27 protein-coding genes, 8 tRNA genes and 1 riboswitch are annotated in these 24,556 nt (G+C 32.1%); of the genes, 26 read left to right on the forward strand and 9 right to left on the reverse strand.

Features of this window, described 5'->3' with window-relative positions; all coding sequences use genetic code 11:
* Positions 1-89: 89 nt before the first annotated feature.
* Positions 90-827, forward strand: a complete 738-nt coding sequence (gene ecsA / locus MHB47_RS05350; protein WP_069818064.1) for an ABC transporter ATP-binding protein EcsA — start codon at positions 90-92, stop codon at positions 825-827.
* Positions 824-2,047, forward strand: a complete 1,224-nt coding sequence (ecsB, locus tag MHB47_RS05355) for an ABC transporter permease EcsB (RefSeq protein WP_340755523.1) — start codon at positions 824-826, stop codon at positions 2,045-2,047. The genes ecsA and ecsB overlap by 4 nt, the downstream gene beginning before the upstream one ends.
* 83 nt (positions 2,048-2,130) lie before the next feature.
* Here ecsB and MHB47_RS05360 read toward each other — a convergent pair whose 3' ends face one another.
* Positions 2,131-2,634: a signal transduction protein TRAP gene (locus tag MHB47_RS05360; protein WP_021339016.1), complete on the reverse strand. Its 504-nt coding sequence runs from the start codon at positions 2,632-2,634 to the stop codon at positions 2,131-2,133.
* Positions 2,635-2,894: 260 nt separating this feature from the next.
* On the opposite strand from MHB47_RS05360, the gene hemE reads away from it, so the two are divergent.
* The 13 genes from hemE to MHB47_RS05425 all read left to right on the forward strand — a co-directional run bounded on the left by hemE (position 2,895) and on the right by MHB47_RS05425 (position 9,080).
* Complete coding sequence (gene hemE / locus MHB47_RS05365) at positions 2,895-3,929, forward strand: uroporphyrinogen decarboxylase (protein ID WP_002507258.1); 1,035 nt, start codon at positions 2,895-2,897, stop codon at positions 3,927-3,929.
* Between the two features lie 84 nt (positions 3,930-4,013).
* Complete coding sequence (gene hemH / locus MHB47_RS05370) at positions 4,014-4,937, forward strand: ferrochelatase (protein ID WP_325972139.1); 924 nt, start codon at positions 4,014-4,016, stop codon at positions 4,935-4,937.
* A 17-nt stretch (positions 4,938-4,954) separates the two neighbouring features.
* Positions 4,955-6,349, forward strand: a complete 1,395-nt coding sequence (gene hemY / locus MHB47_RS05375; protein ID WP_340755527.1) for a protoporphyrinogen oxidase — start codon at positions 4,955-4,957, stop codon at positions 6,347-6,349.
* 190 nt (positions 6,350-6,539) lie between these two features.
* A complete protein-coding gene (locus MHB47_RS05380; protein ID WP_340755529.1) occupies positions 6,540-7,097 on the forward strand; it encodes an RBBP9/YdeN family alpha/beta hydrolase in 558 nt (185 codons plus the stop codon).
* Positions 7,098-7,472: 375 nt separating this feature from the next.
* Positions 7,473-7,544 (forward strand) — tRNA-Met (locus tag MHB47_RS05385).
* Positions 7,545-7,555: 11 nt separating this feature from the next.
* A tRNA-Asp gene (locus MHB47_RS05390) sits at positions 7,556-7,631 on the forward strand.
* A gap of 10 nt (positions 7,632-7,641) precedes the next feature.
* Positions 7,642-7,714: transfer RNA gene (locus MHB47_RS05395), tRNA-Phe, on the forward strand.
* A gap of 18 nt (positions 7,715-7,732) precedes the next feature.
* Positions 7,733-7,808: transfer RNA gene (locus MHB47_RS05400), tRNA-His, on the forward strand.
* A gap of 14 nt (positions 7,809-7,822) precedes the next feature.
* Positions 7,823-7,896: transfer RNA gene (locus MHB47_RS05405), tRNA-Gly, on the forward strand.
* A gap of 10 nt (positions 7,897-7,906) precedes the next feature.
* A tRNA-Asn gene (locus MHB47_RS05410) sits at positions 7,907-7,981 on the forward strand.
* A gap of 3 nt (positions 7,982-7,984) precedes the next feature.
* Positions 7,985-8,056 (forward strand) — tRNA-Glu (locus MHB47_RS05415).
* 45 nt (positions 8,057-8,101) lie between these two features.
* Positions 8,102-8,190, forward strand: a tRNA-Ser gene (locus tag MHB47_RS05420).
* 449 nt (positions 8,191-8,639) lie between these two features.
* Positions 8,640-9,080: a carboxymuconolactone decarboxylase family protein gene (locus tag MHB47_RS05425; RefSeq protein WP_340755531.1), complete on the forward strand. Its 441-nt coding sequence runs from the start codon at positions 8,640-8,642 to the stop codon at positions 9,078-9,080.
* Positions 9,081-9,157: 77 nt separating this feature from the next.
* Here MHB47_RS05425 and MHB47_RS05430 read toward each other — a convergent pair whose 3' ends face one another.
* The gene (locus MHB47_RS05430) at positions 9,158-9,727 is read right to left on the reverse strand and encodes a PepSY domain-containing protein (RefSeq protein WP_340755533.1); all 570 of its coding nucleotides are present in this window, start codon (positions 9,725-9,727) and stop codon (positions 9,158-9,160) included.
* A gap of 239 nt (positions 9,728-9,966) precedes the next feature.
* Here MHB47_RS05430 and MHB47_RS05435 point away from each other — a divergent pair, with 239 nt between their 5' ends.
* Positions 9,967-10,092, forward strand: a complete 126-nt coding sequence (locus MHB47_RS05435; RefSeq protein ID WP_340755535.1) for a hypothetical protein — start codon at positions 9,967-9,969, stop codon at positions 10,090-10,092.
* Here MHB47_RS05435 and MHB47_RS05440 read toward each other — a convergent pair.
* Positions 10,089-10,361, reverse strand: a complete 273-nt coding sequence (locus MHB47_RS05440; protein WP_056935754.1) for a hypothetical protein — start codon at positions 10,359-10,361, stop codon at positions 10,089-10,091. The genes MHB47_RS05435 and MHB47_RS05440 overlap by 4 nt on opposite strands.
* A gap of 8 nt (positions 10,362-10,369) precedes the next feature.
* The gene (locus MHB47_RS05445) at positions 10,370-11,371 is read right to left on the reverse strand and encodes a glycosyltransferase family 2 protein (RefSeq protein WP_340755538.1); all 1,002 of its coding nucleotides are present in this window, start codon (positions 11,369-11,371) and stop codon (positions 10,370-10,372) included.
* 274 nt (positions 11,372-11,645) lie between these two features.
* On the opposite strand from MHB47_RS05445, the gene menE reads away from it, so the two are divergent.
* Together menE and menC are read left to right on the forward strand one after the other, a co-directional pair.
* Positions 11,646-13,034 carry an o-succinylbenzoate--CoA ligase gene (gene menE / locus MHB47_RS05450; RefSeq protein ID WP_340755539.1) on the forward strand — a complete coding sequence of 463 codons (1,389 nt, stop codon included), beginning with the start codon at positions 11,646-11,648 and terminating at the stop codon, positions 13,032-13,034.
* 13 nt (positions 13,035-13,047) lie between these two features.
* Positions 13,048-14,052, forward strand: a complete 1,005-nt coding sequence (gene menC, locus MHB47_RS05455; protein WP_340755541.1) for an o-succinylbenzoate synthase — start codon at positions 13,048-13,050, stop codon at positions 14,050-14,052.
* Here the strand turns inward: menC and yidD are convergent.
* Positions 14,049-14,285 carry a membrane protein insertion efficiency factor YidD gene (gene yidD, locus MHB47_RS05460; RefSeq protein ID WP_002507269.1) on the reverse strand — a complete coding sequence of 79 codons (237 nt, stop codon included), beginning with the start codon at positions 14,283-14,285 and terminating at the stop codon, positions 14,049-14,051. The two genes, menC and yidD, sit on opposite strands and share 4 nt — an antisense overlap.
* 62 nt (positions 14,286-14,347) lie before the next feature.
* On the opposite strand from yidD, the gene ytkD reads away from it, so the two are divergent.
* Together ytkD and MHB47_RS05470 are read left to right on the forward strand one after the other, a co-directional pair.
* Positions 14,348-14,824, forward strand: a complete 477-nt coding sequence (gene ytkD, locus MHB47_RS05465; RefSeq protein ID WP_002507270.1) for an RNA deprotection pyrophosphohydrolase — start codon at positions 14,348-14,350, stop codon at positions 14,822-14,824.
* Entirely contained in the window at positions 14,808-15,602 is a 795-nt protein-coding gene (locus tag MHB47_RS05470) for an alpha/beta hydrolase family protein (RefSeq protein WP_340755543.1), read from the forward strand. Before ytkD ends, MHB47_RS05470 begins: the two co-directional genes overlap by 17 nt.
* Positions 15,603-15,655: 53 nt before the next feature.
* Here MHB47_RS05470 and pckA read toward each other — a convergent pair whose 3' ends face one another.
* Positions 15,656-17,245 carry a phosphoenolpyruvate carboxykinase (ATP) gene (gene pckA, locus MHB47_RS05475; protein ID WP_021339026.1) on the reverse strand — a complete coding sequence of 530 codons (1,590 nt, stop codon included), beginning with the start codon at positions 17,243-17,245 and terminating at the stop codon, positions 15,656-15,658.
* A gap of 166 nt (positions 17,246-17,411) precedes the next feature.
* Positions 17,412-17,524: riboswitch (SAM riboswitch) on the forward strand.
* Positions 17,525-17,633: 109 nt separating this feature from the next.
* On the opposite strand from pckA, the gene metK reads away from it, so the two are divergent.
* From metK to MHB47_RS05490, 3 genes are all read left to right on the forward strand, one after another.
* Entirely contained in the window at positions 17,634-18,830 is a 1,197-nt protein-coding gene (gene metK / locus MHB47_RS05480) for a methionine adenosyltransferase (RefSeq protein ID WP_340755545.1), read from the forward strand.
* A 95-nt stretch (positions 18,831-18,925) separates the two neighbouring features.
* On the forward strand, positions 18,926-19,834 hold the full coding sequence (locus MHB47_RS05485; RefSeq protein WP_340755547.1) for a nuclease-related domain-containing protein: 909 nt from the start codon (positions 18,926-18,928) through the stop codon (positions 19,832-19,834).
* Positions 19,835-20,028: 194 nt separating this feature from the next.
* Positions 20,029-20,865: an aldo/keto reductase gene (locus tag MHB47_RS05490; protein WP_340755549.1), complete on the forward strand. Its 837-nt coding sequence runs from the start codon at positions 20,029-20,031 to the stop codon at positions 20,863-20,865.
* A 193-nt stretch (positions 20,866-21,058) separates the two neighbouring features.
* Here MHB47_RS05490 and MHB47_RS05495 read toward each other — a convergent pair whose 3' ends face one another.
* The 3 genes from MHB47_RS05495 to MHB47_RS05505 form a co-directional block, all read right to left on the reverse strand.
* Positions 21,059-21,415 (reverse strand): fluoride efflux transporter FluC, encoded by a 357-nt coding sequence (locus MHB47_RS05495; protein WP_340755551.1) that lies wholly within the window; start codon positions 21,413-21,415, stop codon positions 21,059-21,061.
* Entirely contained in the window at positions 21,412-21,777 is a 366-nt protein-coding gene (crcB, locus tag MHB47_RS05500) for a fluoride efflux transporter CrcB (RefSeq protein ID WP_340755553.1), read from the reverse strand. Before crcB ends, MHB47_RS05495 begins: the two co-directional genes overlap by 4 nt.
* A gap of 67 nt (positions 21,778-21,844) precedes the next feature.
* Positions 21,845-22,150 carry a hypothetical protein gene (locus tag MHB47_RS05505; protein WP_002507278.1) on the reverse strand — a complete coding sequence of 102 codons (306 nt, stop codon included), beginning with the start codon at positions 22,148-22,150 and terminating at the stop codon, positions 21,845-21,847.
* 283 nt (positions 22,151-22,433) lie between these two features.
* Here MHB47_RS05505 and MHB47_RS05510 point away from each other — a divergent pair, with 283 nt between their 5' ends.
* The 3 genes from MHB47_RS05510 to MHB47_RS05520 all read left to right on the forward strand — a co-directional run bounded on the left by MHB47_RS05510 (position 22,434) and on the right by MHB47_RS05520 (position 24,554).
* Positions 22,434-23,147 (forward strand): transaldolase, encoded by a 714-nt coding sequence (locus MHB47_RS05510; protein WP_002507279.1) that lies wholly within the window; start codon positions 22,434-22,436, stop codon positions 23,145-23,147.
* A 195-nt stretch (positions 23,148-23,342) separates the two neighbouring features.
* Positions 23,343-23,978 (forward strand): pentapeptide repeat-containing protein, encoded by a 636-nt coding sequence (locus MHB47_RS05515; RefSeq protein ID WP_340755555.1) that lies wholly within the window; start codon positions 23,343-23,345, stop codon positions 23,976-23,978.
* Between the two features lie 126 nt (positions 23,979-24,104).
* Entirely contained in the window at positions 24,105-24,554 is a 450-nt protein-coding gene (locus tag MHB47_RS05520; protein WP_340755557.1) for a hypothetical protein, read from the forward strand.
* The last annotated feature ends 2 nt before the right edge of the window (positions 24,555-24,556 follow it).

The following is a 24,556-nucleotide window of genomic DNA, read 5'->3' on the forward strand; positions in this document are numbered from 1 at the left end:
AGCATTAGTATATTATTTCCGTCATTTTTCGCAGTAAATTTATGCCTATAGACTGATTTTTGATACAATATAATTTGTGGAGGTGCCATATGACAGTAAAAATAGAACATTTAACAGGCGGTTATGGTAAACGACCTGTAATTAAAAATATAAATTTCGAATTAACCCAAGGTGAAATTGTTGGGCTTATTGGATTAAATGGAGCAGGTAAAAGTACGACAATTAAGCACATGCTTGGTTTGCTGACACCTATGGAAGGTGAAATGACAATTTCTAATATAAATATAAAGCAAGATGTTGAAACTTATAGAAGGAAATTATCTTACATTCCAGAGTCTCCGGTTATTTATGAAGAATTAACATTGCAAGAACATATCTACATGACAGCTATGGCTTATAATATTAGCAAAGAAGCTGCAATGGAAAAGGCACAACCTTTATTAAAAACATTTCGCTTAGAAGATAAATTGAATATATTTCCAAGCCATTTTTCTAAAGGTATGAAGCAAAAAGTGATGATTATCTGTGCTTTTATTGTAGATCCTGAATTATACATTATTGATGAACCATTTCTAGGATTAGATCCTTTAGGCATTCAATCCATGTTAGATTTAATGGTTGAGAAAAAAGACGAAGGTCGTACGGTATTAATGAGCACACATATTTTAGCGACTGCGGAAAGATACTGCGATAGATTCTTAATTATGGACGAAGGGCAAATTGTAGCATTCGGAAACTTAGATGAACTAAGAGCACAAACAGGTTTAGAAGGTAAAACGCTAGATGAAATATATATCCATGTCACACAAGGTGGCCAACAAACATGAACCAAAATGCGAAACAATTATTTAGTACAAGAAAACAAGAGATAAGCAAAGAAAAACAATACTATAATAAATTCATATTTAATGGTCATTTCTCTGTATTTCTTGTAATTATGTTTGGTGCCTTTCTAGTAGGCTATGGTGATTGGCTACAATCTATACCAAAGCATTTTAATTACGCTTTGGTTGCTAGTATCGTCGTAGCATTAACATCAATGTTTCCAATTAGAACGTTGCTCAAAGATGCAGATAGACTCTTTCTATTACCATTTGAAAAACACATGTCGGAATATATGAAACATAGTTTAATATATAGTTACTTTTCTAGAATAGGGATACAAGTAGTAATACTAATTGTGTTATTCCCATTGTTTTTTGTGATTAATAATCAAACTTTTGGTTTTTATATTTTGTTTGCTGTATTAGCACTCATTTTTCCATTATTAGGGCTATTACTAAAATGGCAATGGTATAAATACCGATTAGAACGTTGGTCTCTTTATGTATTACTCTTTATTATTTTCACGTCTGGATATTACTTAGCATTAGAGCCGAAACAGCTATCAAGTATTACTTCTGTTTTTATCCTAATCGGCATAACAATGTTGATCCGTTATCAAAATAAGACACATTTATATCCTTGGGAAAAAATGATTAAATCAGAACATCAACATCATATGAATTATTATAAATTCGTTAATATGTTTACGGATGTAAAACATCTAAAAGAAACAGCGGTAAGAAGAAGTTATCTAGATCCATTGCTAATTACGCCTAAGCGTAAAAGATTTAATTCAAATTATATGTATCTTTATTTATTTATAAGAAGTTTTGTGCGTGGTAAAGATGCTTTTAACATCATTTTAAGGTTAGTAATTCTTGCGCTTGTTTTAATGTTTTGGTTAGAACAACCCATTATCATGTTAATTATTGGTAGCTTGTTTATGTACATTATCTTATTACAAATGGCACAATTTTATACCCAACAAGCTTATGGTTTGTGGCCACAAGTATGGCCGGTTACTGAATCAAAAGTAATAAAAGGATATGAACAATTCTTATATAGATTAATGTTAATTGTAGGAGCGTTATTTATTATCGTTTATACTTTTGTATTTCCACTCTATAGTTACTTTGGTTTGTTATTCTTCCTTGTAGGTTGGCTAACAATAATAAATGTCATTAAAAAACTTAAATATCAAGAAACATTGTTAAGAGATTAAAAAAAGTCGTTTCTCGGTGCGATAGATAGTTTATCCATCGCATAAGAAACGACTTTTTATTTTAAAAATTGTAATTTTCAATATTAATTATCATCAATCGGGAATAAATGTCTTTCGAAATAACTCGAATGTTGACGACTTGAGCCGAAGAACTGGCTTAATGCCAGCTTATCAAAGTTGTCTTTGAATAAAGACGAAGCTCTAAAATCTTCATAAGCATTTCTACTTTCGAAGCCAAAGTAAATCTTATATGTTAAACCTTGTTCCGGTTTTAAGAAACGATAACTTCTATAACCAGCAAATTGATTGAAATCAGTAGAAAAGCCTTCCAATTTTTTCTCTAATTGATAAGCATGATCTTCTGAAGTTGGAATAAATATTACTGAATAAAAGTTGTTCTCATCTAAATCGCCCTCAGCCTTTAGAACTTCATAAACTAAAGGTTGTTTTAAAACGGATTGATTATCTGTTTCTTCTATGATTACTGAAGAGTCAGAAGCTGAAAATTGTAATAAGTTATGACTAGGGTTATTTAGTCTGATTTGATTCAAATAACCAAACGTACCATAAGATGCATAAATTTTCATAAGATTTCCCCCTTGCTTTGTTTAAGAAAGTGCATATAACTATTATACTGTACTATAGATATATCTATGTTATCAAATAAATATAACAATAGTCTTTGATAACATTATAATAGATTTCTAAAAGAAAACAATAGTCAAATGATTAAGATAACAAAAGTAGACTGTTTGTCTTTTTTATGACATTTTAACACAATGAAATACGGCGTATATGACAGTATGGTATTATAAATAAGAATGATTATAATGTAGGAGGATTCAAGGTGCATAATAAAAATAATACAATCCTAGATATGATAAATGGTGAGGCGGTAAACCACACACCAGTATGGTTTATGCGTCAAGCTGGTAGATCACAGCCTGAATATAGAAAGTTGAAAGAAAAGTATTCTTTATTTGAAATCACACATCAACCAGAGTTATGTGCTTATGTGACACATTTACCAGTTGATAACTATAATACAGATGCAGCGGTGCTGTATAAAGATATTATGACACCACTTCAGCCGATTGGTGTAGATGTGGAGATAAAATCTGGTATCGGTCCAGTAATTCACAATCCTATAAAAAATATACACGACGTTGAAAAGTTAGGGAAGATTGATCCTAAGCGTGATGTGCCTTATGTTTTAGATACAATAAAAATATTGACTGAAGAAAAATTAAATGTGCCATTAATTGGTTTTACAGGAGCACCATTTACATTAGCAAGTTATATGATTGAAGGTGGACCTTCAAAGAATTATAATTTTACTAAGGCGATGATGTATAGTGACGAAGAAACTTGGTTTGCACTTATGGATCATTTAGTAGACATGTCCATCACGTATACATCTGCTCAAGTTGAAGCTGGAGCAGAGATAATTCAAGTGTTTGATTCTTGGGCTGGGGCGTTAAATGTAAAAGATTATCGTTATTATATTAAACCAGCGATGGAGAAACTTATTAATGGTATAAAAGCGAAGCATGATGTACCTGTAATATTATTTGGTGTAGGTGCGAGTCATTTAGCACATGAGTGGAATTCATTACCAATCGATGTATTAGGTTTAGATTGGAGACTTTCTATCAAAGAAGCTGGAGATCTGCATATCACTAGAACCTTACAGGGCAATTTAGACCCTTCATTGTTATTAGCACCATGGGACGTTATTGAAGAAAGATTAAAACCAATATTAGATCAAGGAATGGAACATGGACAGCACATTTTCAATCTTGGACATGGGGTCTTTCCTGAAGTTAAACCTGAGACACTTAAACGTATAACGACATTCGTTCATGATTATACGAAGAGATAGTAGACATAAACACACGTCACCAAGAGTAACAATTTATTATGTCATATACATCTAAAATTTATTATACAAAAGGATGATTTAAAAATGACAAAAACAATAGGCTTATTAGTTATGGCATATGGCACGCCATATCAAGAGAGTGATATTGAGGCTTACTACACAGATATTAGACATGGCAAAAAACCTACAGAAGCAGAATTACAAGATTTAAAAGATAGATACAAACATATCGGTGGGTTATCACCATTAGCTAATACAACAAATCGTCAAGCTGAAACACTTTGTGATGCACTAAACGAAGCATACAGTGATGTTGAATTTAAATTATACATTGGTTTGAAACACATACACCCGTTTATAGAAGATGCGGTTAAATCAATGCATGAAGAAGGTATAGAAGAAGCTGTTACAGTAGTGTTGGCTCCACATTATTCTAGTTTCTCAGTAGGTTCATATAATACAAGGGCTCAAAAAGAAGCGGATAAATATGGCATTACATTTAAACATGTAGAGCACTATTATCAACAACCTAAATTCATTCAATATTGGACAGAAAAAGTGAATGAATCATTATCGGAAATTCCACAAGAAGAACATGATGAAACTGTATTAGTTGTATCAGCGCATAGTTTACCGAAAGGACTTATTGAGCAAAATAATGATCCTTATCCAAATGAATTACATCATACGGCACAATTATTAGAAGAACATTCTAATATTATCCATGTAGCTGAAGGATGGCAATCTGAAGGTAACACTGGTACACCGTGGTTAGGACCTGATGTTCAAGACTTAACTAGAGCATTATATAATGAACATGGCTATAAAAATTTCATTTACACTCCTGTTGGTTTTGTATGTGAACATTTAGAAGTATTATATGACAATGATTATGAATGTAAAGTAGTCTGCGACGAATTAGGCGTTAACTATTTCCGTCCGTCTATGCCTAATACGGACCCTTTGTTTATTGGAGCAATCGTTGATGAAATCAAAAATGTTTATTAAAGGAAGCGTGAACTGTTTTGACTAAAAGTATTGCGATTATTGGTGCTGGTATTACAGGTTTATCAAGTGCATATTTTATTAAAAAACAACGACCTGACATTGATGTCACTATATATGAAGCGTCTAATAGAACTGGTGGTAAAATTCAAACATATAGAACTGAAGGATACACTATCGAACTTGGGCCAGAATCTTATTTAGGACGCAAACAGATAATGACAGATATTGCTAAAGAGGTTGGTTTAGAAAATGACCTTATTACAAACCAAACAGGGCAGTCTTATATATATGCTAAAAATAAATTATTCCCCATCCCAGGTGGATCAATTTTAGGTGTACCAACTGATGTTAAGCCCTTTTTAAAAACAAAATTAATTTCTCCTACAGGTAAATTAATAGCTGGGTTAGATTTATTTAAGAAATCGATAGAAATAGAACATGATATTTCAGTCGGATCATTTTTCCGTCAGCGACTAGGGGATGAAATGTTAGAAAACTTAATAGAGCCTCTAATGGGTGGCATTTACGGTACGAATATAGATGACTTGAGTTTGATGAGTACTTTTCCAGAATTCAAACAAAGAGAAGAACAATTTGGTAGTTTAATTAAAGGTATGCGATATGAAAAAGTACAGCGACAGAAACAACGTCAACTATATCCAGGTGCGCCAAAAGGCCAATTCAAGCAATTCAGACATGGCCTGAGTTCATTTATAGAGGCTTTAACTAAATATGTATTAGATCTAGGTGTCCAAATAGAGTTTAATACGCCTATTCAAGATATTATCGTTGCTCAAAAATCTTATGAAATCGTTACGGCAGAATCGAAAATAGAATATGATGGTGTCTTGGTTACTACGCCACACCAAACATTTATGCAATGGTTTGGCAATGATCCTTCCTTTGACTATTTCAATACTATGGATTCTACGACTGTAGCAACAGTCGTATTAGCTTTTGATGAGCAAAATATTGAAAACACATATGACGGTACAGGATTTGTCATTGCGCGTACAAGTAAGACGAGTATCACTGCTTGTACTTGGACAAGTAAAAAATGGCCATTTACAACACCAGAAGGTAAAGTACTTATTCGTGCTTACGTAGGTAAACCTAATGACACAGTCGTGAACGATCACACAGACGAGGAAATAGTGAATATTGTTAAAAATGATTTGAGTCAAATGATGACATTTAAAGGTGCGCCAGATTTCAGCATCGTGAATAGATTACCTAAAAGCATGCCGCAATATCATGTAGGCCATATAGATCGTATTAAAGAAGTACAAGCTCATATTAGAACAAGTTATCCAAGATTACGTATTACTGGCGCCTCATTTGAAGCAGTAGGGTTACCTGACTGTATTCAACAAGGCAAAAATGCTGTAGAAGAATTAATAGCAGAACTATAATAAAACTTTGAAGAGTCGTTTTTCGATATATAAATTGTTATATCGAAGTAACGGCTTATTTTTATATTTTTAATTGTTGGATAATTTAATATTTATAACAATTGTGAGATACTTAATATGTAGTGTAGTAAAAGCGGATACGATAGCAAAATAACAATGATTTATGAGCTATTGTACAGGAGGAATATTTATGACAGATATTATAATTGTACATTCCAAAATTGGAGATGCTACAAACCATTGGTATCAATGGTTAGCTAATAACCTTATTTTAGAAGGTTACAATGTAACATTATTTGATTTACCAGTAGAAGAAAATGATAATCTTGAGCAGTGGGTGGAAAGAATGAAAGACCAAATCACTGTTGAAAAATATGAAACATATTTTATAACACACGGTTTTGGTACTTTAGCATCATTAAAGTACATAGAAGAAACGAATATAAATCATATAGAAGGTCTGTTTAGTGTTGCAGGCTTCATGGATGACGCGGAAGAAATAGATGCATATATTGATCCTGAAACAAAAGCAATCGACTATGAGGTTGTTAAAAATAAAGTAGATCAATTCTATGGCTTGTGTTCTAAAAATGATAAATATGTATCGTACTTAGAAACTAAAAGATTAATGGATACGTTAAATGGTGTATGTAAAGTAACAGAGAATGGTGGCCATTTTATGGAAGATGACGGCTTTACCACATTCACAATTTTACACGGAAAAATGCAAGGTATCATGAGTAAGTAATTTAGTATTTAACATTAAAGAACATTATTTAATTAGTTATTGTTCTTTAATGTACAATATTTATTGTAATAACATCACAATAAATGTAGTATTTAAGCGTGAAAACAATAGAATTTTGTATAAATAAGGAACTAAAGATAAAATATTATTATTATATTCCTTTTTTACACAAAATAGTTTTTAAAAGTTATTGACTAAAGCGTTGGGAATTTATATACTAAGTAAGTATTGATTGATAGGGGATGTACAAACATCAATTATCGCATTAAAGTTTTAATTCCTGATTAAGCCAATGTAAATTACTTTTAAAAAGTTGTTGACATTAAGTAAAGATTCATGGTATATTAATTAGGTAGGCGTCATTAATAATATTACCGCGGGATGGAGCAGCGGTAGCTCGTCGGGCTCATAACCCGAAGGTCGGTGGTTCAAATCCGCCTCCCGCAATTTTTATTTTAGGTCTCGTAGTGTAGCGGTTAACACGCCTGCCTGTCACGCAGGAGATCGCGGGTTCGATTCCCGTCGAGACCGCCATTATCATTATGGTTCAGTAGCTCAGTTGGTAGAGCAATGGATTGAAGCTCCATGTGTCGGCAGTTCGACTCTGTCCTGAACCATTTTTTAATATTGCTTTGGCGGTTGTGGTGAAGTGGTTAACACATCGGATTGTGGTTCCGACACGCGTGGGTTCGATCCCCATCATCCGCCCCATAATGATTAATTAAGCGGGTGTAGTTTAATGGGAAAACCTCAGCCTTCCAAGCTGATGTTGTGGGTTCGATTCCCATCACCCGCTCCATTTAAATTATTCCACAGTAGCTCAGTGGTAGAGCTATCGGCTGTTAACCGATCGGTCGTAGGTTCGAGTCCTACCTGTGGAGCCATATGGCCCCGTGGTCAAGCGGTTAAGACACCGCCCTTTCACGGCGGTAACACGGGTTCGAGTCCCGTCGGGGTCATACAAACAGAAGTGAAATATCGCTTCTGTTTTTTTATATTATATTGGAGAGTTGTCCGAGTTGGCCGAAGGAGCACGCCTGGAAAGTGTGTAGACGTCACAAGCGTCTCGAGGGTTCGAATCCCTCACTCTCCGCTATTTACATAAGTTGAACTTTCTTGAAACACCGTAAACCTGATATAATAGGGTTTTGGTGTTTTTACTTTCAATAGACTACTATAAAAATTGTAATCCCCATAATTAATATTAAAAAATATGTTGTCAAACTATAACTTTCATTAAATTAAATAAGGATTTACTTTTATCAGAAATTATTATATTATTGTTGTGGACACCCTAGGGTGTTGTCAGATAGAGTGGGTCTAACGTACACCTTAGGGTGTGGGCTCAGACAAACTCTCAGACGTAACCATCTCTTCGGAGATGGTTATTTTTTTGTTACATTCAAGTCTTTTACAATCTGAAATATGTGAAATAGTAATACAAAATGAGGTTATACAAGAAGAGTGTAAACAAACAAATTGTGATTCTTAACCTTAGAAATTATACTGAATTAGAATAATCATGATTATGGGGGCTCATTTTTGGAAAATAGAATAGATTATTATGAAATTGCTGCAGAAGAAATGGCATTAATAATGGATTTGGAAAAACAATTAAAGAAAACATCTATTAATAGAAAGTTAAGAGAGTTGATTAAAATACGTGTCTCTCAAATAAATGGTTGTGCTTTTTGTATTGTTATGCATACTGCAGATGCTAGAAAAATGAAAGTATCAGAAGAAGAAATATATTTATTAAATGCATGGCATGAAACAAATATATATTCTGATAAAGAGAAACTGGCTTTTGAACTGGCAGAAGCAGTAACGAATATTACTGTAAACGGTGTTTCAGAGAAACTATTTAACGAAGTTCGTAAACTGTATACAGAAGAGGAGTACACAGACTTAATATTAATCATTAATCAAATCAATATGTGGAATAGATTGTCTATTTCTATGGGGAACAAACACATCGTATAAGTCATAACTTTATAGAAATCATAAATAAAGGAGGATCAATAACTTCATATTGATCCTCCTTTATTATTTAGTGAATTTTAATCGTCTTGTTCATTATTTAGTACATCACCACTTTTAGCATCGATTGTGATTTCGTGCTTAGTGCTATCATCTTTTAGGTCTAAATCGTAAACGAGTTTGCCATCATCTTCAGATAGGGACCATTCTTTGATGTCGCCATCAAATTCTTCTTGTCCTTTTTTAATAGCTTCTTTATAGTCGATGGCATCACTATATTTAAATGTTTCATTTTCATTTACTGAATCTTCATCTTCATTTTCAGTTTCTTTATTTAAAATCTCTTTGTTTTTATCAGAAATGATAACTTCTGATTCTTCACCATTTTTTTGTTGCTCTATTTTATAAGCCCATTCACCATTACTCTTTTCATAAGTAATGCCTTTTAAGTCTTGTCCACTGTATTCATCTTGTGCTTTTTTAATAGCATCTTTAGGGCTTGTTTTGATTTTATCTAAAGCAATGACTTGTTTATCTGTATCTTTATTACTAGAATCCTCAGATTTAGTATCGCTCTCTGAATCTCCATTACCACAAGCCGTAAGCAAAATACCTGACAGTGCTACCGCAGTCACCAATTTTAACTTCATTTTTAACACTCCTTGTAAATGATTCATTAATTAATCTATACCCAGTAATAATACTTTTAAACTATAATTTTTAAAAATAGTTTTTTGAGAATTTTAGTATGATAAAATTTATATTTTTAGTATTAATAACTAAAAATGATAAATTAAATAAATTTTCATTTACAATATTCCGATTTTGAAAGGACATGTTTGTCTTATTTTTATATTATGATCAATTAGCATTGCCAATATAAATTGAGATGTTAATCCCAAACAATGATATCACTCAAGCAGTTAATAAGACTGTTAAAGCAATTCCAGTAATAGAAGTTTATGAATTTATTCACTTATATGGTTTATTATCTTACCGACTTAAAGAAATTTAAAATCTACAAGATACACGGAGAAGAGGGGTATTATTAAAATTAAATTCTCCTTTTAAATCATGAATGTTTATATGGCTTTTTAAATTGCTAATACTTGCTATTTTATACCCATTCATCATTAATATTGGTGTTTTATTTTTGTTCCATTTAACTGAAAATGTAATTTGCTCATAATTCGTGAATATCCATTCAATTTTTTCTTTGTTTAGTTTTAAATCTTCTTGCTTCAATGCTAAGTAATGTCTATTTTCATAATTAAAGTTTTCCAATTAGATCTTTAACCACCTTTTAATATTTTATCTGCAGTCATCACAGCTAATAGGTTATTTTGACGTATAGCTTCCAATTTTAAATTAAATATAGGTGTTACGTATGTATCTGCGGTTCTAGGAACTTCATTTATAGTTTTTGATAAATATTTAAGCCATTCTTTTTTCTCTTTGTAACTCATTTTACTAATTGAAAAATGCTTATTCTGTCCATGTCTAAATAGCCTTGTTGTATACTTCGCTGCAAGTTTGTCACGGAGTACTCGTTTTTTGTATACTTTACTGCAATATATTGCGTTATAGATATTGCTTATAGTAGAAAAATATTGTTTCGGTGTGCTTTTTTTAGTAGATAGATGATTTTTTGCCGAGAAATCATTCACAACAATGTAGTATTCATAATCAGTTTTAATAGAATAATTTTTTGAATTCATAAGGAATTCTATAGTGAAAAGTTGATCCTCTGCAGTTTTAGCATTTGTTTTAAAACGAATTTTATTTTTATGTATAATATTACTTTTAAACATTTTTAAAACTGATAATGCATAAAACAAACTGTTTTCTATAATATCTGCTTTTGGCACATTACCATTCTCAAACACTGCTTTCGGAACACCTCTACCTTTTCCTTCCACACCATACTTACCAATAATTAAATCACTATTATTTTCTTTCCCATATATGTAAAGATCCTCTAACGCTCTTTCATGCAAGTAATCATCAGAATCTAAGAAGAAAATGTACTCTGAATTACTCATGTTTATGCCTTTGTTTCTTGGAGCACTTGCGCTTCCTGTATTTTTATTTAATCTTTTAAATTTTATTAAATGCTTATAATTAACCCAATATGATTTAATAGTTTCAACGGTTTCAATATCATTTGAATGATCATCTATAATTATTAATTCAAAATCTTTATGACTCATAGTTTGATTTAGAATTGAATCGATAGTACGAGAAATCATCTTCCCGTTATTATATGTAGGCATGATCACACTAACCTTTTTCATAAGAAATCACTCCTTTAAACTAAAATAGCAAAGTTAAATAGGAGATGGAATAAGGTTCATAAAAGTGTAAAAAATATAACTGCAAATGTAAAAAAATAGATGTATGAAAATTCAAAAGCGATTTGAAATAAAACAAATTTTAAAAAATAGAATGTGTGACTAAAAATTAAACTTATAAAACCTTTGCGTAGTCATAACATTAAAGTGAAGATTTGGACCATGTTAAATAATAATAAAAGCGTTATAATATAATATGAGATGGAGGAATGTAGGCGTGGAATTTTGGTTGAAAAAACAAGCAGAACTAAATGGTGAAAAGGTGTTTATAGATGACGGCACAAAGCAAATTTCATTTAATAAGACCTATCAATATGCTTCGAGATTAGCATATCAATTAAAACAGTTAGATAAGCCAAGAATTGGATTATATATCGATAATTCGATAGCATCTGTCATTTTAATTAATGCAGCGTGGCTAGCTGGTATTGAAATTGCTATGTTAAATACAAGACTGACTAAGAAGGAAATGCTTGCACAAATGGCATCAATTGAAGTTGATACTGTGATAGCACGAGAGCCAATACAATTAAAAGGTATTCATATAGTTAATTTTGAAAACTTATGGACTCATTTGGATGATAATCAATATGAAACATCATTTTCAATAGAACGTATTGCATCGATTATGTTTACATCAGGGACAACGGGACCTCAAAAAGCTGTGCCACAGACATTTAGCAATCATTATGCAAGTGCAAGTGGTTGTAAAGAAAGCCTTGGGTTTGATCAGAATACGAAATGGCTATCCGTATTGCCTATCTATCATATTTCAGGATTAAGTGTAGTGTTAAGAGCATTAATTGAAGGCTTTACAGTTCGTATAGCATCTAAATTTAATTCTGCAGCTATGTTAAAGATTATAAAAGAAGAATTACCTACACATGTGTCACTCGTGCCCCAAACATTAAAATGGTTAATGGATGAAGGATTTGATCAACCTTATCATGTTCAAAAGATATTACTTGGCGGTGCGAAACTCTCTAGTGCTCTGATTGATCAAGCACTTCAAAATAGACTGCCAATATATAATTCCTTCGGTATGACAGAAACGTGTTCACAGTTTTTAACTGCTTCACCAGAGATGTTAACACATCGTTATGATACAGTAGGTAAACCGAGTGAAAATGTTGATGTGAAAATTAAAGCCCCAAATTCACAAGGTCATGGTGAATTGTTAATCAAAGGTGATAATGTTATGCAAGGTTACCTATATCCTGAAAATAAGCAAGACATCTTTGAAGTAGGCTATTTTAATACTGGTGATATTGCAGAAATAGATGACGAAGGTTATGTCATGGTTTATGATCGCAGAAAAGATTTAATAATCAGTGGTGGAGAAAATATCTACCCTTATCAAATTGAGTCGGTTGCTAAGAATTATTTTGGCATAGAAGATGCAATGTGTGTCGGCGCAGAAGATGATACCTGGGGGGAAGTCCCATATTTATATTATGTTGCGAATATAACAATATCTGATGCGCAATTATTAGAGCATTTCAAACAAAATTTAGCAAAATATAAAATACCTAAGCAATTTGTACGTGTTGAATCATTACCTTATACATCAACAGGAAAGCTACAGAGAAACCGTTTGAAACTTTAAATTCGAGGTGGATATGAAATTACAAACAGTGAAATTATACGAATATAATGCTAGTTTTAAACATGCTATTGTGACGCCGAAAATTAAATTGAGTTGTCGGAAGGTATTAATTATTGAATTAATTACTGAAACGGGGCAACATTATTTTGGAGAATGTAATGCTTTTGAAACGGATTGGTACTCACCAGAAACGATAGAAGTAGTGCGCCACCAAACTGAGAAATGGATTAAACAATATCAGAATGAAACGTTTAATCATTTTGGAGAGGCACAAGCAACATTAGATAATTTGATGGCATTTCCAGCTACAAGAAGCATGCTGGTAATGGCTTTTTATCAAATGTTTTATGAAATGCATTCATTTAATGTTCCATATGGCGCAACAGTCAGTGGTTTGACTGAAGGGAATTTAAAGCAACTTGTAGATACCCAACCACAACGTGTTAAAATAAAATGGTCACAGCACATACTACAAAATATTGAAATGTTAAAACAATTAGATTTTCAACCGAATATCGCAATAGATGCGAATGAATCTATTCAAGAAAATGAGTCACACAAGTTAAAACAACTTGCTAATAAATCAATACTCTATATTGAAGAACCTTTTAAATCATTAGATAAATTAGAGGCTTTTACTAAATCTGAACTGCCACCAATCGCAATAGATGAAAAAGCATTATCTCAAGATAAAATTATGGAAATCATTGCTAATAATCCTATTAATGTAGTTGTGTTGAAACCATTTAGATTAGGTGGAGTAGATAAAGTATTAGAAATCATTAACGTTTTAAAAGCAAAAGATATCAAAATCGTTATCGGTGGTATGTATGAATATGGATTAAGTAGATATTTCACCGCATTGTTAGCTCAATTTGCTGACTATCCAAGCGATATCACACCAGAAGGTTATTATTTTAAAAATGATATAGTAAATAATGCAGGCATATTAAAAGGAGATTCAATATATTTTGAACCTCCTGAAGTTAATACAGCACAATTAAAGCGCGTTTATTAATCTTTTTTCTTTTCTTTTTTCTTTAATGGTACTGGGTCAAAGCCACCCTTATGAAGTGGATGACATTTCGAAATTCTTTTAACACCTAACCAGGTACCCTTAAATGCACCATAGACTTGTATCGCTTCTCTCGTATATTCAGAGCAAGTAGGATAGAAACGACATGTAGCAGGTGTCATTGGCGAAATGAAACGTTGGTAAATACGTATAAGCCCTAGGAACAATGTTTTCATTATAATTTTGCCTCCAACAAATAACTTAGCATAGACAGTTTAACATAATTAAAGGGAGAAGGATGAACGTGAAGTTTAAAGATAGCGAAAATGATGATGTGTTTTTATCATATAAAAATGATGAAAATCATGCTGATGGTAACCATGTCCTGATTATACCTATATATCAAGGACAATTGCTGTTTACCAATCATAAAATAAGAGGTATAGAGTTTCCTGGTGGCAAAAAAGAATTAGGAGAATCCAGTGAAGTAGCAGCAGCTAGAGAATTGTTCGAGGAAACAGGTGCAACGATAAAAAAGTGTAATTATATTGCGCAATATCGTGTAGTAAGACAAAATGGATTAAGCTTTACTAAAGATGTATTTATGGTTGTCGTTAAGGATGTAGAGCAACAACAAGACTATTTAGAAACAAATGGACCTTTATTTTATAATAATGTTTATGATATTCCAGAAGAACGCAAAAGCTACTTATTGAAAGATGCAGCAATTTTACAATGTTTAGAGAGAGTGATGGAGCTTGGATTTTATTCATAGAAAACGTATGCCAGTTGAATCATCAACACATTTTTTTGAAGAAGTCACATATCATGTGGATACTTTAAAAGTGCGTGGTCTCTTAATGGCACCTATAGCTAATGTAGAAAGAATTGTTATTTATTTGCGAGGTGGAAAAGGGCAAGTAGGTATGGTACGTACAGGACGTTTAATGCAATTTGCAGACGATCATACATTAGTTTTCGGTCCTTATTATCGTGGGAATAATGGCAGTGAAGGTAAAGATGCATTTTACGGTGCGGATTTAAACGACGTTACTGTTGCTATTAAAATATTAAATTGTATGTATCCAAAAGCACATATTCATATGGTTGGATTTTCTAGAGGTGGTCTACAAGGGTTATTAACGTTTCAAGATTTACCGATATCTAGTTATATAATTTGGGGTGGAGTCTCTGATATATATTTAATGTATGAAGAACGTGTTGACTTAAGAGGAATGCTTAAACGTATGATTGGTCATCCTAAAAAGAACGCTGATGCGTATAGGCAACGAGATGCAGTTTCCCAAATTACTAAGGATAGCCCACCAATTTTAATAGTACACGGTGGAAAAGATTATCAAGTTGGTATTCATCAAGCATATTATTTAGCGGAACAATTAGAACATATAGGTGCGACTTATCGTACGTTTTATCAAATGGAAGAAGGGCATATTCCTAGGCCGTTTGCATTAAAATCTACATTGTCGACCATCAAACAATGGATGACAGATGTTGAAGCCCAGCATATTAAACAAAATTATAATGAACAATAAAAAGCATGAACTACAAATTCTTTCGTAGTTCATGCTTTTTTTATTTATTTAACTTATTTGAAACCGCCATTGTTAGCTAAATCTTCTACTTCTGTACCGAATTTTTCAAAATTATGTTTAAAACGGTTAATTAAATCTTGAGCTTGCTCTCTATATGCTTCTGGCTTACTCCAAGCATTAATAGGGTTTAATAATGTCTGAGGTACACCTTCAATTTCTAATGGGATATCTAATCCGAACATATCATCTTTAATATATTCTATTTCACTTAATTGTCCAGTAATAGCTTGGTTTACCATTTGTCTTGTATAGTTAAGGCTGATACGACGTCCGAGACCATATTGGCCACCAGTCCAACCCGTGTTAACTAGATAAACGTCTACGTCATGTTCATCAATTAAATCTCCTAATAGGTCTGCATATACTTTTGCGTTGAGAGGTAAGAATGGTGAACCGAAACAAGTTGAGAATGATGGTTCTGGCTCTGTAACACCACGTTCTGTACCAGCTAATTTAGCTGTGAAGCCGCTTAGGAAATGGTACATTGCTTGATCTTTAGATAATTTAGAAATAGGTGGTAATACACCAAAAGCATCAGCAGTTAAGAAAATAATTGTATTCGGATGTGCTGCTTTAGATGGTGTCACGATATTATCGATATGATCAATTGGATAAGCGGCTCTTGTATTTTCAGTGTAATAGTTATCATCGAAGTCTACATCACCATCTTCATCGACAACTACATTTTCTAAAATAGTACCATATTTAATTGCGTCGTAAATTTGTGGTTCTTTTTTATATGAAAGGTTAATTGCTTTAGCATAACAGCCGCCTTCAATATTGAAAATGCCGTTTTCATTCCAACCATGCTCATCATCACCAATCAGTTTACGTGTTGGGTCAGCAGAAAGTGTTGTTTTACCTGTACCGGATAAACCGAAGAACAAAGCAACATCACCTTTATCGCCAACATTAGCTGAACAGTGCATGCTCATGATTTTATCTTTAGGGAGTAAGTAGTTCATTACTGAGAATATGCCTTTTTTCATTTCTCCAGCATATTCAGTGCCACCAATCAATATTACTTTATGTTTGAAAGAGGTAATTATAAATGTTTCGGAGTTTGTGCCGTCAACTTCAGGAACTGCTTTAAAAGAAGGTGCTGAAACAATAGTGAAATCAGATTTGATTTCGCTAGCTTCTTCTCTAGTACTTGGGCGAATGAACATATTTTGTGCGAATAAGTTATGCCAAGCTAATTCATTAATCACTGTGAGTTTTAATTGTGAATCTTCATCACTACCTGCATAACCCTTAAATACATAAAGTTCATCTTTTTTGTTTAAATGGGCTAAAACTTTATCATACAAATTTAAGAAAGTTTCTTCTTCGATAGGTTGATTTATGTTACCCCAATCGATGTCATCTCTATAAGATGGTTCATTTACAATAAACTTATCTTTTGGAGAACGACCTGTGTATTTACCTGTTTTAGCGTTAATTGCTCCAAGTTCAGTCAATGCGCCTTCATCATTATTTAAAATTTTGTTATACAACTGTGTTGTAGATAATTGAAATAATGATGATGGTTTGTCCAATATACTTTCAATCTTGCTTGTGTATGTGTATGTATCTACCGCCATACTAATCCCTCCAACGCTATTTAGTTAATGTAAGCCTTTACAATTAAAGAGTATAACACATATGTATTATTAGTCCACATCATATTAAAAGGAAATTTAAATAAATAATAATAATTGTTAAATTGACAATATATCATAGATTAGGTACTATAGGACTTAACGGATTCTCTTATCCTGAGTGGCGGAGGGACATGGACCCAATGAAGCCCAGCAACCTCTTCTTAATACGAAGAAAGGTGCCAAACCGTTTGCAGACATATATCGTCTGAACGATAAGAGCGAATGGACGTATAAGGGCCTTCTCTCTATTTAATATAGTGATGAAGGCCCTTTTTAATGAGCTCAACAGAGAGAGAATTTTCGTAATTTAAAACTAAAGGAGCAAATTATGACATACAATAGAAGATTATTTACTTCAGAATCTGTAACAGAAGGGCACCCAGATAAAATAGCGGATCAAGTATCTGATGCAATATTAGATGAGATATTAAAAGACGATCCTAATGCAAGGGTAGCTTGTGAAACTACGGTAACTACTGGTATGGCGTTAATTTCAGGTGAAATATCTACAACAACTTATGTTGATATTCCAAAAGTAGTAAGAGAAACAATTAAAGATATTGGTTACACACGTGCAAAATATGGATATGACAGTCAAACCATGGCCGTATTAACTGCAATTGATGAGCAATCTCCTGACATCGCGCAAGGTGTTGACACAGCATTAGAGTATCGTAATGATGTTTCTGAAGAAGAAATTGAAGCCACTGGTGCTGGCGACCAAGGCTTAATGTTTGGTTATGCTACGAATGAAACGGATACGTATATGCCTTTACCAATCTTCTTATCACATCAACTCGCTAAGAAATTATCTGATGTGCGTAAAGATGAAATATTAAAATATTTACGCCCAGATGGGAAAGTACAAGTAACAGTTGAATATGATGAACAGGATAAACCACAACGTATAGACACTATCGTTGTTTCTACGCAACATGCAGAAGATACTGAATTGCAACAAATACAAGATGACATTAAAGCGCACGTCATTTATCCAACAGTGCCTGAAAATCTATTAGACGAAGACACTAAATTTTATATTAATCCTACTGGTCGTTTTGTGATTGGTGGTCCTCAAGGAGATGCTGGACTTACTGGTCGTAAAATTATTGTAGACACATATGGTGGTTATGCACGTCATGGCGGCGGTTGTTTCAGTGGTAAGGATCCAACAAAAGTTGACCGTTCTGCTGCTTATGCTGCACGTTATGTAGCTAAAAATATTGTAGCGGCTAAATTAGCAGACAAATGTGAAGTACAATTAGCATACGCAATTGGGGTTGCTGAACCAGTTTCAATTTCTATTGATACATTTGGAACAAGTAGTGTCAGTGAAAATGAATTAGTGGAAGCGGTACGTAAGCATTTTGACTTAAGACCTGCTGGCATTATTAAAATGTTAGATTTAAAACACCCAATCTATAAACAAACGGCTGCCTATGGCCACTTTGGCCGTACAGATATCTTATTGCCATGGGAAAAATTAGATAAAGTAAACTTATTAAAAGATTCTGTAGAAGTATAATAAACTAAAATTTAATTTTATGGACTTTTCTATCGAATGATGAGCTATTATCTATTATAATTAAGTTACTGAACACATAAAGGAGCGTTTTTGTTATGAATTCATTAGGGCCAATAGAAATTGGTTTAATCGTGGCAATCATCGTAGCAGTCATTTGTTTGATATTATTTATGCTTGCTTTAAAAAGTAAAAAGAAAGCGCAAAAAAAGGCTGAAGAGCAATATAAATCTAGAGAACAAAAATTAAGCGATGAACATGAGGAAGAGTTGGAAAAAGAAAGAATAGAAAATAAAAAAACTGTAACAAAACAAAAGGAAGAATATGCAGCTACAGTTAGTTCTAAAGATAGAGAAATTGATGCCTTGAAATTATTTTCTAAGAACCATAGTGAATATGTAACTGACATGAGATTGATTGGTATCCGTGAACGTCTTGTAAATGAGAAAAGAATTCGTCCTGAAGATATGCATATTATGGCTAATATATTTTTACCTAGAAATGAATTTAGCGACGTTCAACGTATTAGCCACTTAGTACTGACACGTACTGGTCTATACATCATAGATTCACAGTTATTGAAAGGGCATGTATATAATGGCGTTAGCGCATCTCAATTCAAAGAACAGCCAATGATGGAGCAGGTATTTAATACTTTAGATCTTGATAAGCACACGCCACAAACGCTTGTGTTAGATAAGAATGAAGATGCGGAATCATTATCGTTTGTAAATTATACATCGCATTTAAATGAAATAGAAAAACTTGCCGGTGATATTCAAACAGAACTTAATTTAAAATTCACACCAACTACTATTTTATACTTCAATCCTAAAAATGAAGGTGCTGTAACGATTTCAAATTATGCACAAAGTTCAAATACTAAGGTACTAGTGGGTGCAGAGCAACTTGATGAGTTCTTTAATAAATTTGTATTCCACGGTCGAATTCAATACAATGTTGAAGATTTGCAACGTGTTATGGATGAAATAGAAACATTTAATTAATGTGAAATACTTAATTTTAAAAAGATAGGTAACCATAAAGGTTATCTATCTTTTTTGTTGGAGTTTTAAATGCACAAACAAGGTGTTTTATGGATTAATACAATATAATTTGGTTATTTAAAGTCCTTTTAATTTATAATTTAAAGAAAATTGATTAATATAATAGTTATCTAAATAGAAAAGGGGATTTTAATTTGGAAAACGCAACTTTTTATAATGGCAATGAAATGCCAATTGTTGGTTTAGGTACTTTTCGTGTCGAAAACAGTGACGAATGTAAAATGTCAGTAAAACATGCGATAGAAAATGGTTATACACATATAGATACTGCAATGGTGTATGAAAATGAAGAAAAAGTAGGGGAAGGTATTGCAGAAGGTTTAGCAGCTACAGGTAAAAATAGAAGTGATTTGTTTATCACATCTAAATTATGGTTAGCAGATTATGGCCGTGAAAATGTTGCAGATGCTTATGAAACGAGTTTAAATAAACTTGGATTAGATTACCTAGACTTGTATCTCATGCATTGGCCGGGTACAGATGAAGCTTTAATGATAGACACTTGGCAAGGTATGGAAGACTTATATAAAAATGACAGAGTAAAAAATATTGGAGTGAGTAATTTTAAAACGGCGCATTTTGAAGCCTTGCTAGCCCAAGTTTCTATTAAACCTGTGATAAACCAAGTTGAATTCCATCCATATTTATTGCAAGAATCATTAAGAAGATATTTAGAAGTACAGAATATTCATATGGAATCATGGTCACCACTTATGAATGCGCAAATTTTAGAAGATGATACTGTAAGAAGTGTTGCAACTGAAGTAGGAAAATCACCAGCACAAGTGATTATTCGTTGGAACATAGAACATGGTGTTGTAGTAATACCTAAATCAGTGACACCTTCTAGAATAGAAGAAAATTTAAATGTATTTGATTTCCAATTAACATCAGCACAAATTGAAAAATTAGATAAACTCAATGAGGATAGAAGAATCGGTCCAGATCCATCTGAATATAGTGGACACTAGCATTAAAAGAAGAGACCGTTACTAATTCGCAATTCTTAAATAAAAAAGCCCGATCTATTAGTTTTTTTAATAGATTGGGTTTTTTAACTATTTTTCTTTTGAAGGTGTGTGCTTAACTATTTTATAAAAGGGATGATGATTGAAGCTATTAATAATTATTGTATTTATATGCATCTGAATTTCAATTAATCGGCTAAATCATGATGTATCCTAATAAACAGGCTGAAAATGACACGCCATATTGTAGTAAAGAATAAATTAAAAAAATAAATATGTTCTTCTCAGTTATTAATAATTTGACTAACTCTGAAGATAAAGTAGAAAATGTCGTTAATCCGCCGAGAACGCCGACAATTGCAAAGGGATGGACCCAATCTATATTTAATGTCATACCCATCAATAAACCGATCATTAAACTGCCTAATATATTAACGATTGGCGTTGCAATAGGTAACTTACTATTAAATCTACTTGTGCAAACGTTAGTAATCACTCCTCTGATTACAGCTCCGAGACCGCCACCTAACATAACTAACAGTAATTGTGTCATGATAAATGAGCCCCCAATTTTACCCCGAAATAACAGACGAGTATACCTATAATATAACTACTTAAAGCGTATAAAATCATTAATAAATATGCCTGCTGTTCTAAAAATGAAACGAGCTCAAATTGAAAAGTAGAAAAAGTAGTAAGTGCGCCTAAAAATCCAGTAGTTATACCTTTTTTAAGTAATGGATTATTTCTAAAATACTTTATTGTCAAAGTTCCAATAAGGCCCATTAAGAAAGCACCAACAATATTAGCAATAAATGTGCCTGTTGGAAATTCAGCAGTTTGATTGATGAATGTTAATAGATATCTTAGTAAAGCACCAATCGCACCACCTATAAAAATATATAAGTATTGCATTGTTTTTATTCTTCCTCTCGACAAAAAATAAAAAACTACAAAAGTATTATAACTTTTGTAGCATTAATTAGAAAATAATACCAAATGTTGAAAGTGAAGCAACGATATGGATGATAAGCACTACTAATATTACGTATGGTAATATCTTACTAGCTTTTCTAACCCACCCAGAATTTTCATGTAAGTGTTTAATTGATTTATCTGCTAAAATAATTGAAATTATTAAAATAATAGCGTTAATAATACTACAAACAAAAATTAATTTGATCATTGAACTAAAATGCATAGTAATTAGAGGATTTCTAGTATTAAAATACAAGCTAATAATAACCAATAAACTAGATAAATAAAAATAAAGTTTTGAACGTGCCATATTTACCTCCTAGTACAATTCATTAAATAATAATACCATAGATTTACAAAAAATTAACTAATTTGTAAATTTAGAATATATATAAATTTAGATTCACTGTAAATCATAACTGTATAGAGCTTCAAGTACGCGTAATGTTTCTTTTTACTCTAAAGATTTTGACAATTCAAGCAAAAAATTAGAATTTATTGATTAATGGTGGTATAAATGAGTTGTATGGTTAATAACCGTTATAAAAATAATTCTTTATTGAATTATTTATTTAAGTCAGGAGGAATTAGTAATGGCAAAATTAAATGTTGAAGTGTTTGCAGATGGTGCAGATATTGAAGAAATGAAAACAGCTTATAAAAATAAACAAGTAGATGGTTTTACTACTAACCCTAGTTTAATGGCAAAAGCAGGTGTAACAGACTATAAAGCTTTCGCAGAAGAAGCTGTTCGTGAAATTCCTGATGCTTCTATTTCATTCGAAGTATTCGCAGATGATTTAGAAACAATGGAAAAAGAAGCTGAGATTTTGAAACAATATGGTAAAAACGTATTTGTTAAAATTCCAGTTGTAAACACAAAAGGTGAATCAACTATTTCTCTAATTAAAAAATTATCAGCAGACAATGTGCGTTTAAATGTAACTGCTGTTTATACTTTAGATCAAGTTAAAGAAATTACAGAAGCTGTAACAGAAGGTGTTCCAACTTATGTATCAGTATTTGCTGGTCGTATTGCTGATACTGGTGTAGATCCAGTTCCATTGATGAAAGATGCAGCAGAAGTTACACATAGTAAAAAAGGTGTTAAATTACTTTGGGCAAGCTGTCGTGAAGTAATCAATGTAATCCAAGCGGATGAAGTGGGCGCAGATATCATTACATGTCCTGCAGACGTTGTGAAAAAAGTAAATAACAACCTTGGCCGTGATGTTAACGAATTATCAGTTGATACAGTACAAGGATTTGCTAAAGATATTCAAAGTTCAGGATTATCTATTCTTTAATAGAAGATTAAGAAATTTAAATTTCAGATAATAATACGCTGAGGCAATTCATTCTAAATGAGTTGCCTCAGCTTTTTATTGAGCATAAGTATAGGATGCTAAGATATCTGTTATACTGTTGAATGTCTTGAATTTCAAATACATATAACTACTTGTTCAATTAAACTATGAATAATAAAGAGGGGAAGATTATTTATGAAAATACAACAACCCAAAATTAGTGCAAATTTAGAACTTAAAGAATTAGAAGAAATTTTTCAAGATGAAGATGATATAGTTGAAGTCGCGAAAATAGAAAATGCTAATTTAAGTAATAAAGTTTTACAAAGATTTGTAGTTTATGGTTCTTATATCAAGGATTGTGATTTTTCTAACTCTGATTTAGGTCGCGCTGATTTTACAGATGTTATTTTTGAAAATTGTGATTTTTCGAATACGAAAATGGATCATGGCTCCATACATAGAGTGACATTTAAAAACTGCCGTATGACAGGAACTTTATTTAATTATATGAGATTTGGCAATATAGTATTTGATGAAGTGAAAGCTGATTTTATAAGTGTTGTGGATTCTAAAATAGAAGCACTAATGACCCAAAAAAGTAACTTTGAAAATGCAGAATTTCATAATTCAACTTTGAAAAAGATAGTTTTTGATGATAGTAACTTAGAGCATTTATCAATTTATCAAACCCCATTAAAAGGTTGTGATTTAAGCCAATCTTACTTTGAGTCATTTGTGGTTAACAAAGAAGACTTATTAGGTTGTAAAGTTTCTAGAAATCAAGCTGTACAATTTGCTGCATTAATGGGCTTAGTTATCGTAGAGTAGATAATATAACAATCAATAAAATTAAAGATAATAAAAATATTTTAAAATTTAATTGAATAACCTAGATAATTGATTTATTATTTAATGAGTATAAAGTTCTGCGTAAGTTCTAAAGGAGAAACATTTATGAAACTAGATATCTTTAAACAAAAAGTTAAAAAGCAATTATGGTTTTTAAATAAAAAAGAAAAAAATCAATTGAATGAAGTGTTAGAAGAAGTTACTAAGTCTAGTGACGGACAAAGTTTAAATCGTCCTATTGCATTTTCAAACCAATTTTTAAAGGAATATGTCTTTAAAGAGAAAGTTGTATCATCAACACAATTATTTGCATTGCTTATAGGTATTTTAACCACTTATATCGTGCTATTAGGTTTGTTTTTATTTGGGTTTTTGACAAGTCTATCATCTGTACAGTACTTTATTAAACCTGAAGTGCAATTATCTACTACAACTGTAATTTTGACCTTGATTGGCTCAATATTACTATTAATCGTCAGTTTATATTTGATTAAAATGGTAACTGCTTATTTTACGAAAAAATTATTAGAATATAAACATAATAAGGCGTTATAGTT

It is taken from the genome of Staphylococcus sp. FSL K6-3157, from assembly GCF_038005145.1.
GTDB lineage: Bacteria > Bacillota > Bacilli > Staphylococcales > Staphylococcaceae > Staphylococcus > Staphylococcus equorum.

Excerpts from the sequence above, each read along its gene's own strand:
- MHB47_RS05435 (WP_340755535.1), top strand. The coding sequence starts at position 9,967 with ATGTTAATCCCAAACAATGATATCACTCAAGCAGTTAATAAGACTGTT.
- ytkD (WP_002507270.1), top strand. The coding sequence starts at position 14,348 with ATGAACGTGAAGTTTAAAGATAGCGAAAATGATGATGTGTTTTTATCA.
- menC (WP_340755541.1), top strand. The coding sequence starts at position 13,048 with ATGAAATTACAAACAGTGAAATTATACGAATATAATGCTAGTTTTAAA.
- ecsB (WP_340755523.1), top strand. The coding sequence starts at position 824 with ATGAACCAAAATGCGAAACAATTATTTAGTACAAGAAAACAAGAGATA.
- MHB47_RS05515 (WP_340755555.1), top strand. The coding sequence starts at position 23,343 with ATGAAAATACAACAACCCAAAATTAGTGCAAATTTAGAACTTAAAGAA.
- MHB47_RS05380 (WP_340755529.1), top strand. The coding sequence starts at position 6,540 with ATGACAGATATTATAATTGTACATTCCAAAATTGGAGATGCTACAAAC.
- MHB47_RS05360 (WP_021339016.1), bottom strand. The coding sequence starts at position 2,634 with ATGAAAATTTATGCATCTTATGGTACGTTTGGTTATTTGAATCAAATC.
- MHB47_RS05430 (WP_340755533.1), bottom strand. The coding sequence starts at position 9,727 with ATGAAGTTAAAATTGGTGACTGCGGTAGCACTGTCAGGTATTTTGCTT.
- MHB47_RS05445 (WP_340755538.1), bottom strand. The coding sequence starts at position 11,371 with ATGAAAAAGGTTAGTGTGATCATGCCTACATATAATAACGGGAAGATG.
- MHB47_RS05505 (WP_002507278.1), bottom strand. The coding sequence starts at position 22,150 with ATGGCACGTTCAAAACTTTATTTTTATTTATCTAGTTTATTGGTTATT.
- MHB47_RS05510 (WP_002507279.1), top strand. The coding sequence starts at position 22,434 with ATGGCAAAATTAAATGTTGAAGTGTTTGCAGATGGTGCAGATATTGAA.
- crcB (WP_340755553.1), bottom strand. The coding sequence starts at position 21,777 with ATGCAATACTTATATATTTTTATAGGTGGTGCGATTGGTGCTTTACTA.
- hemH (WP_325972139.1), top strand. The coding sequence starts at position 4,014 with ATGACAAAAACAATAGGCTTATTAGTTATGGCATATGGCACGCCATAT.
- MHB47_RS05495 (WP_340755551.1), bottom strand. The coding sequence starts at position 21,415 with ATGACACAATTACTGTTAGTTATGTTAGGTGGCGGTCTCGGAGCTGTA.
- MHB47_RS05520 (WP_340755557.1), top strand. The coding sequence starts at position 24,105 with ATGAAACTAGATATCTTTAAACAAAAAGTTAAAAAGCAATTATGGTTT.
- pckA (WP_021339026.1), bottom strand. The coding sequence starts at position 17,245 with ATGGCGGTAGATACATACACATACACAAGCAAGATTGAAAGTATATTG.
- MHB47_RS05485 (WP_340755547.1), top strand. The coding sequence starts at position 18,926 with ATGAATTCATTAGGGCCAATAGAAATTGGTTTAATCGTGGCAATCATC.
- yidD (WP_002507269.1), bottom strand. The coding sequence starts at position 14,285 with ATGAAAACATTGTTCCTAGGGCTTATACGTATTTACCAACGTTTCATT.
- ecsA (WP_069818064.1), top strand. The coding sequence starts at position 90 with ATGACAGTAAAAATAGAACATTTAACAGGCGGTTATGGTAAACGACCT.
- metK (WP_340755545.1), top strand. The coding sequence starts at position 17,634 with ATGACATACAATAGAAGATTATTTACTTCAGAATCTGTAACAGAAGGG.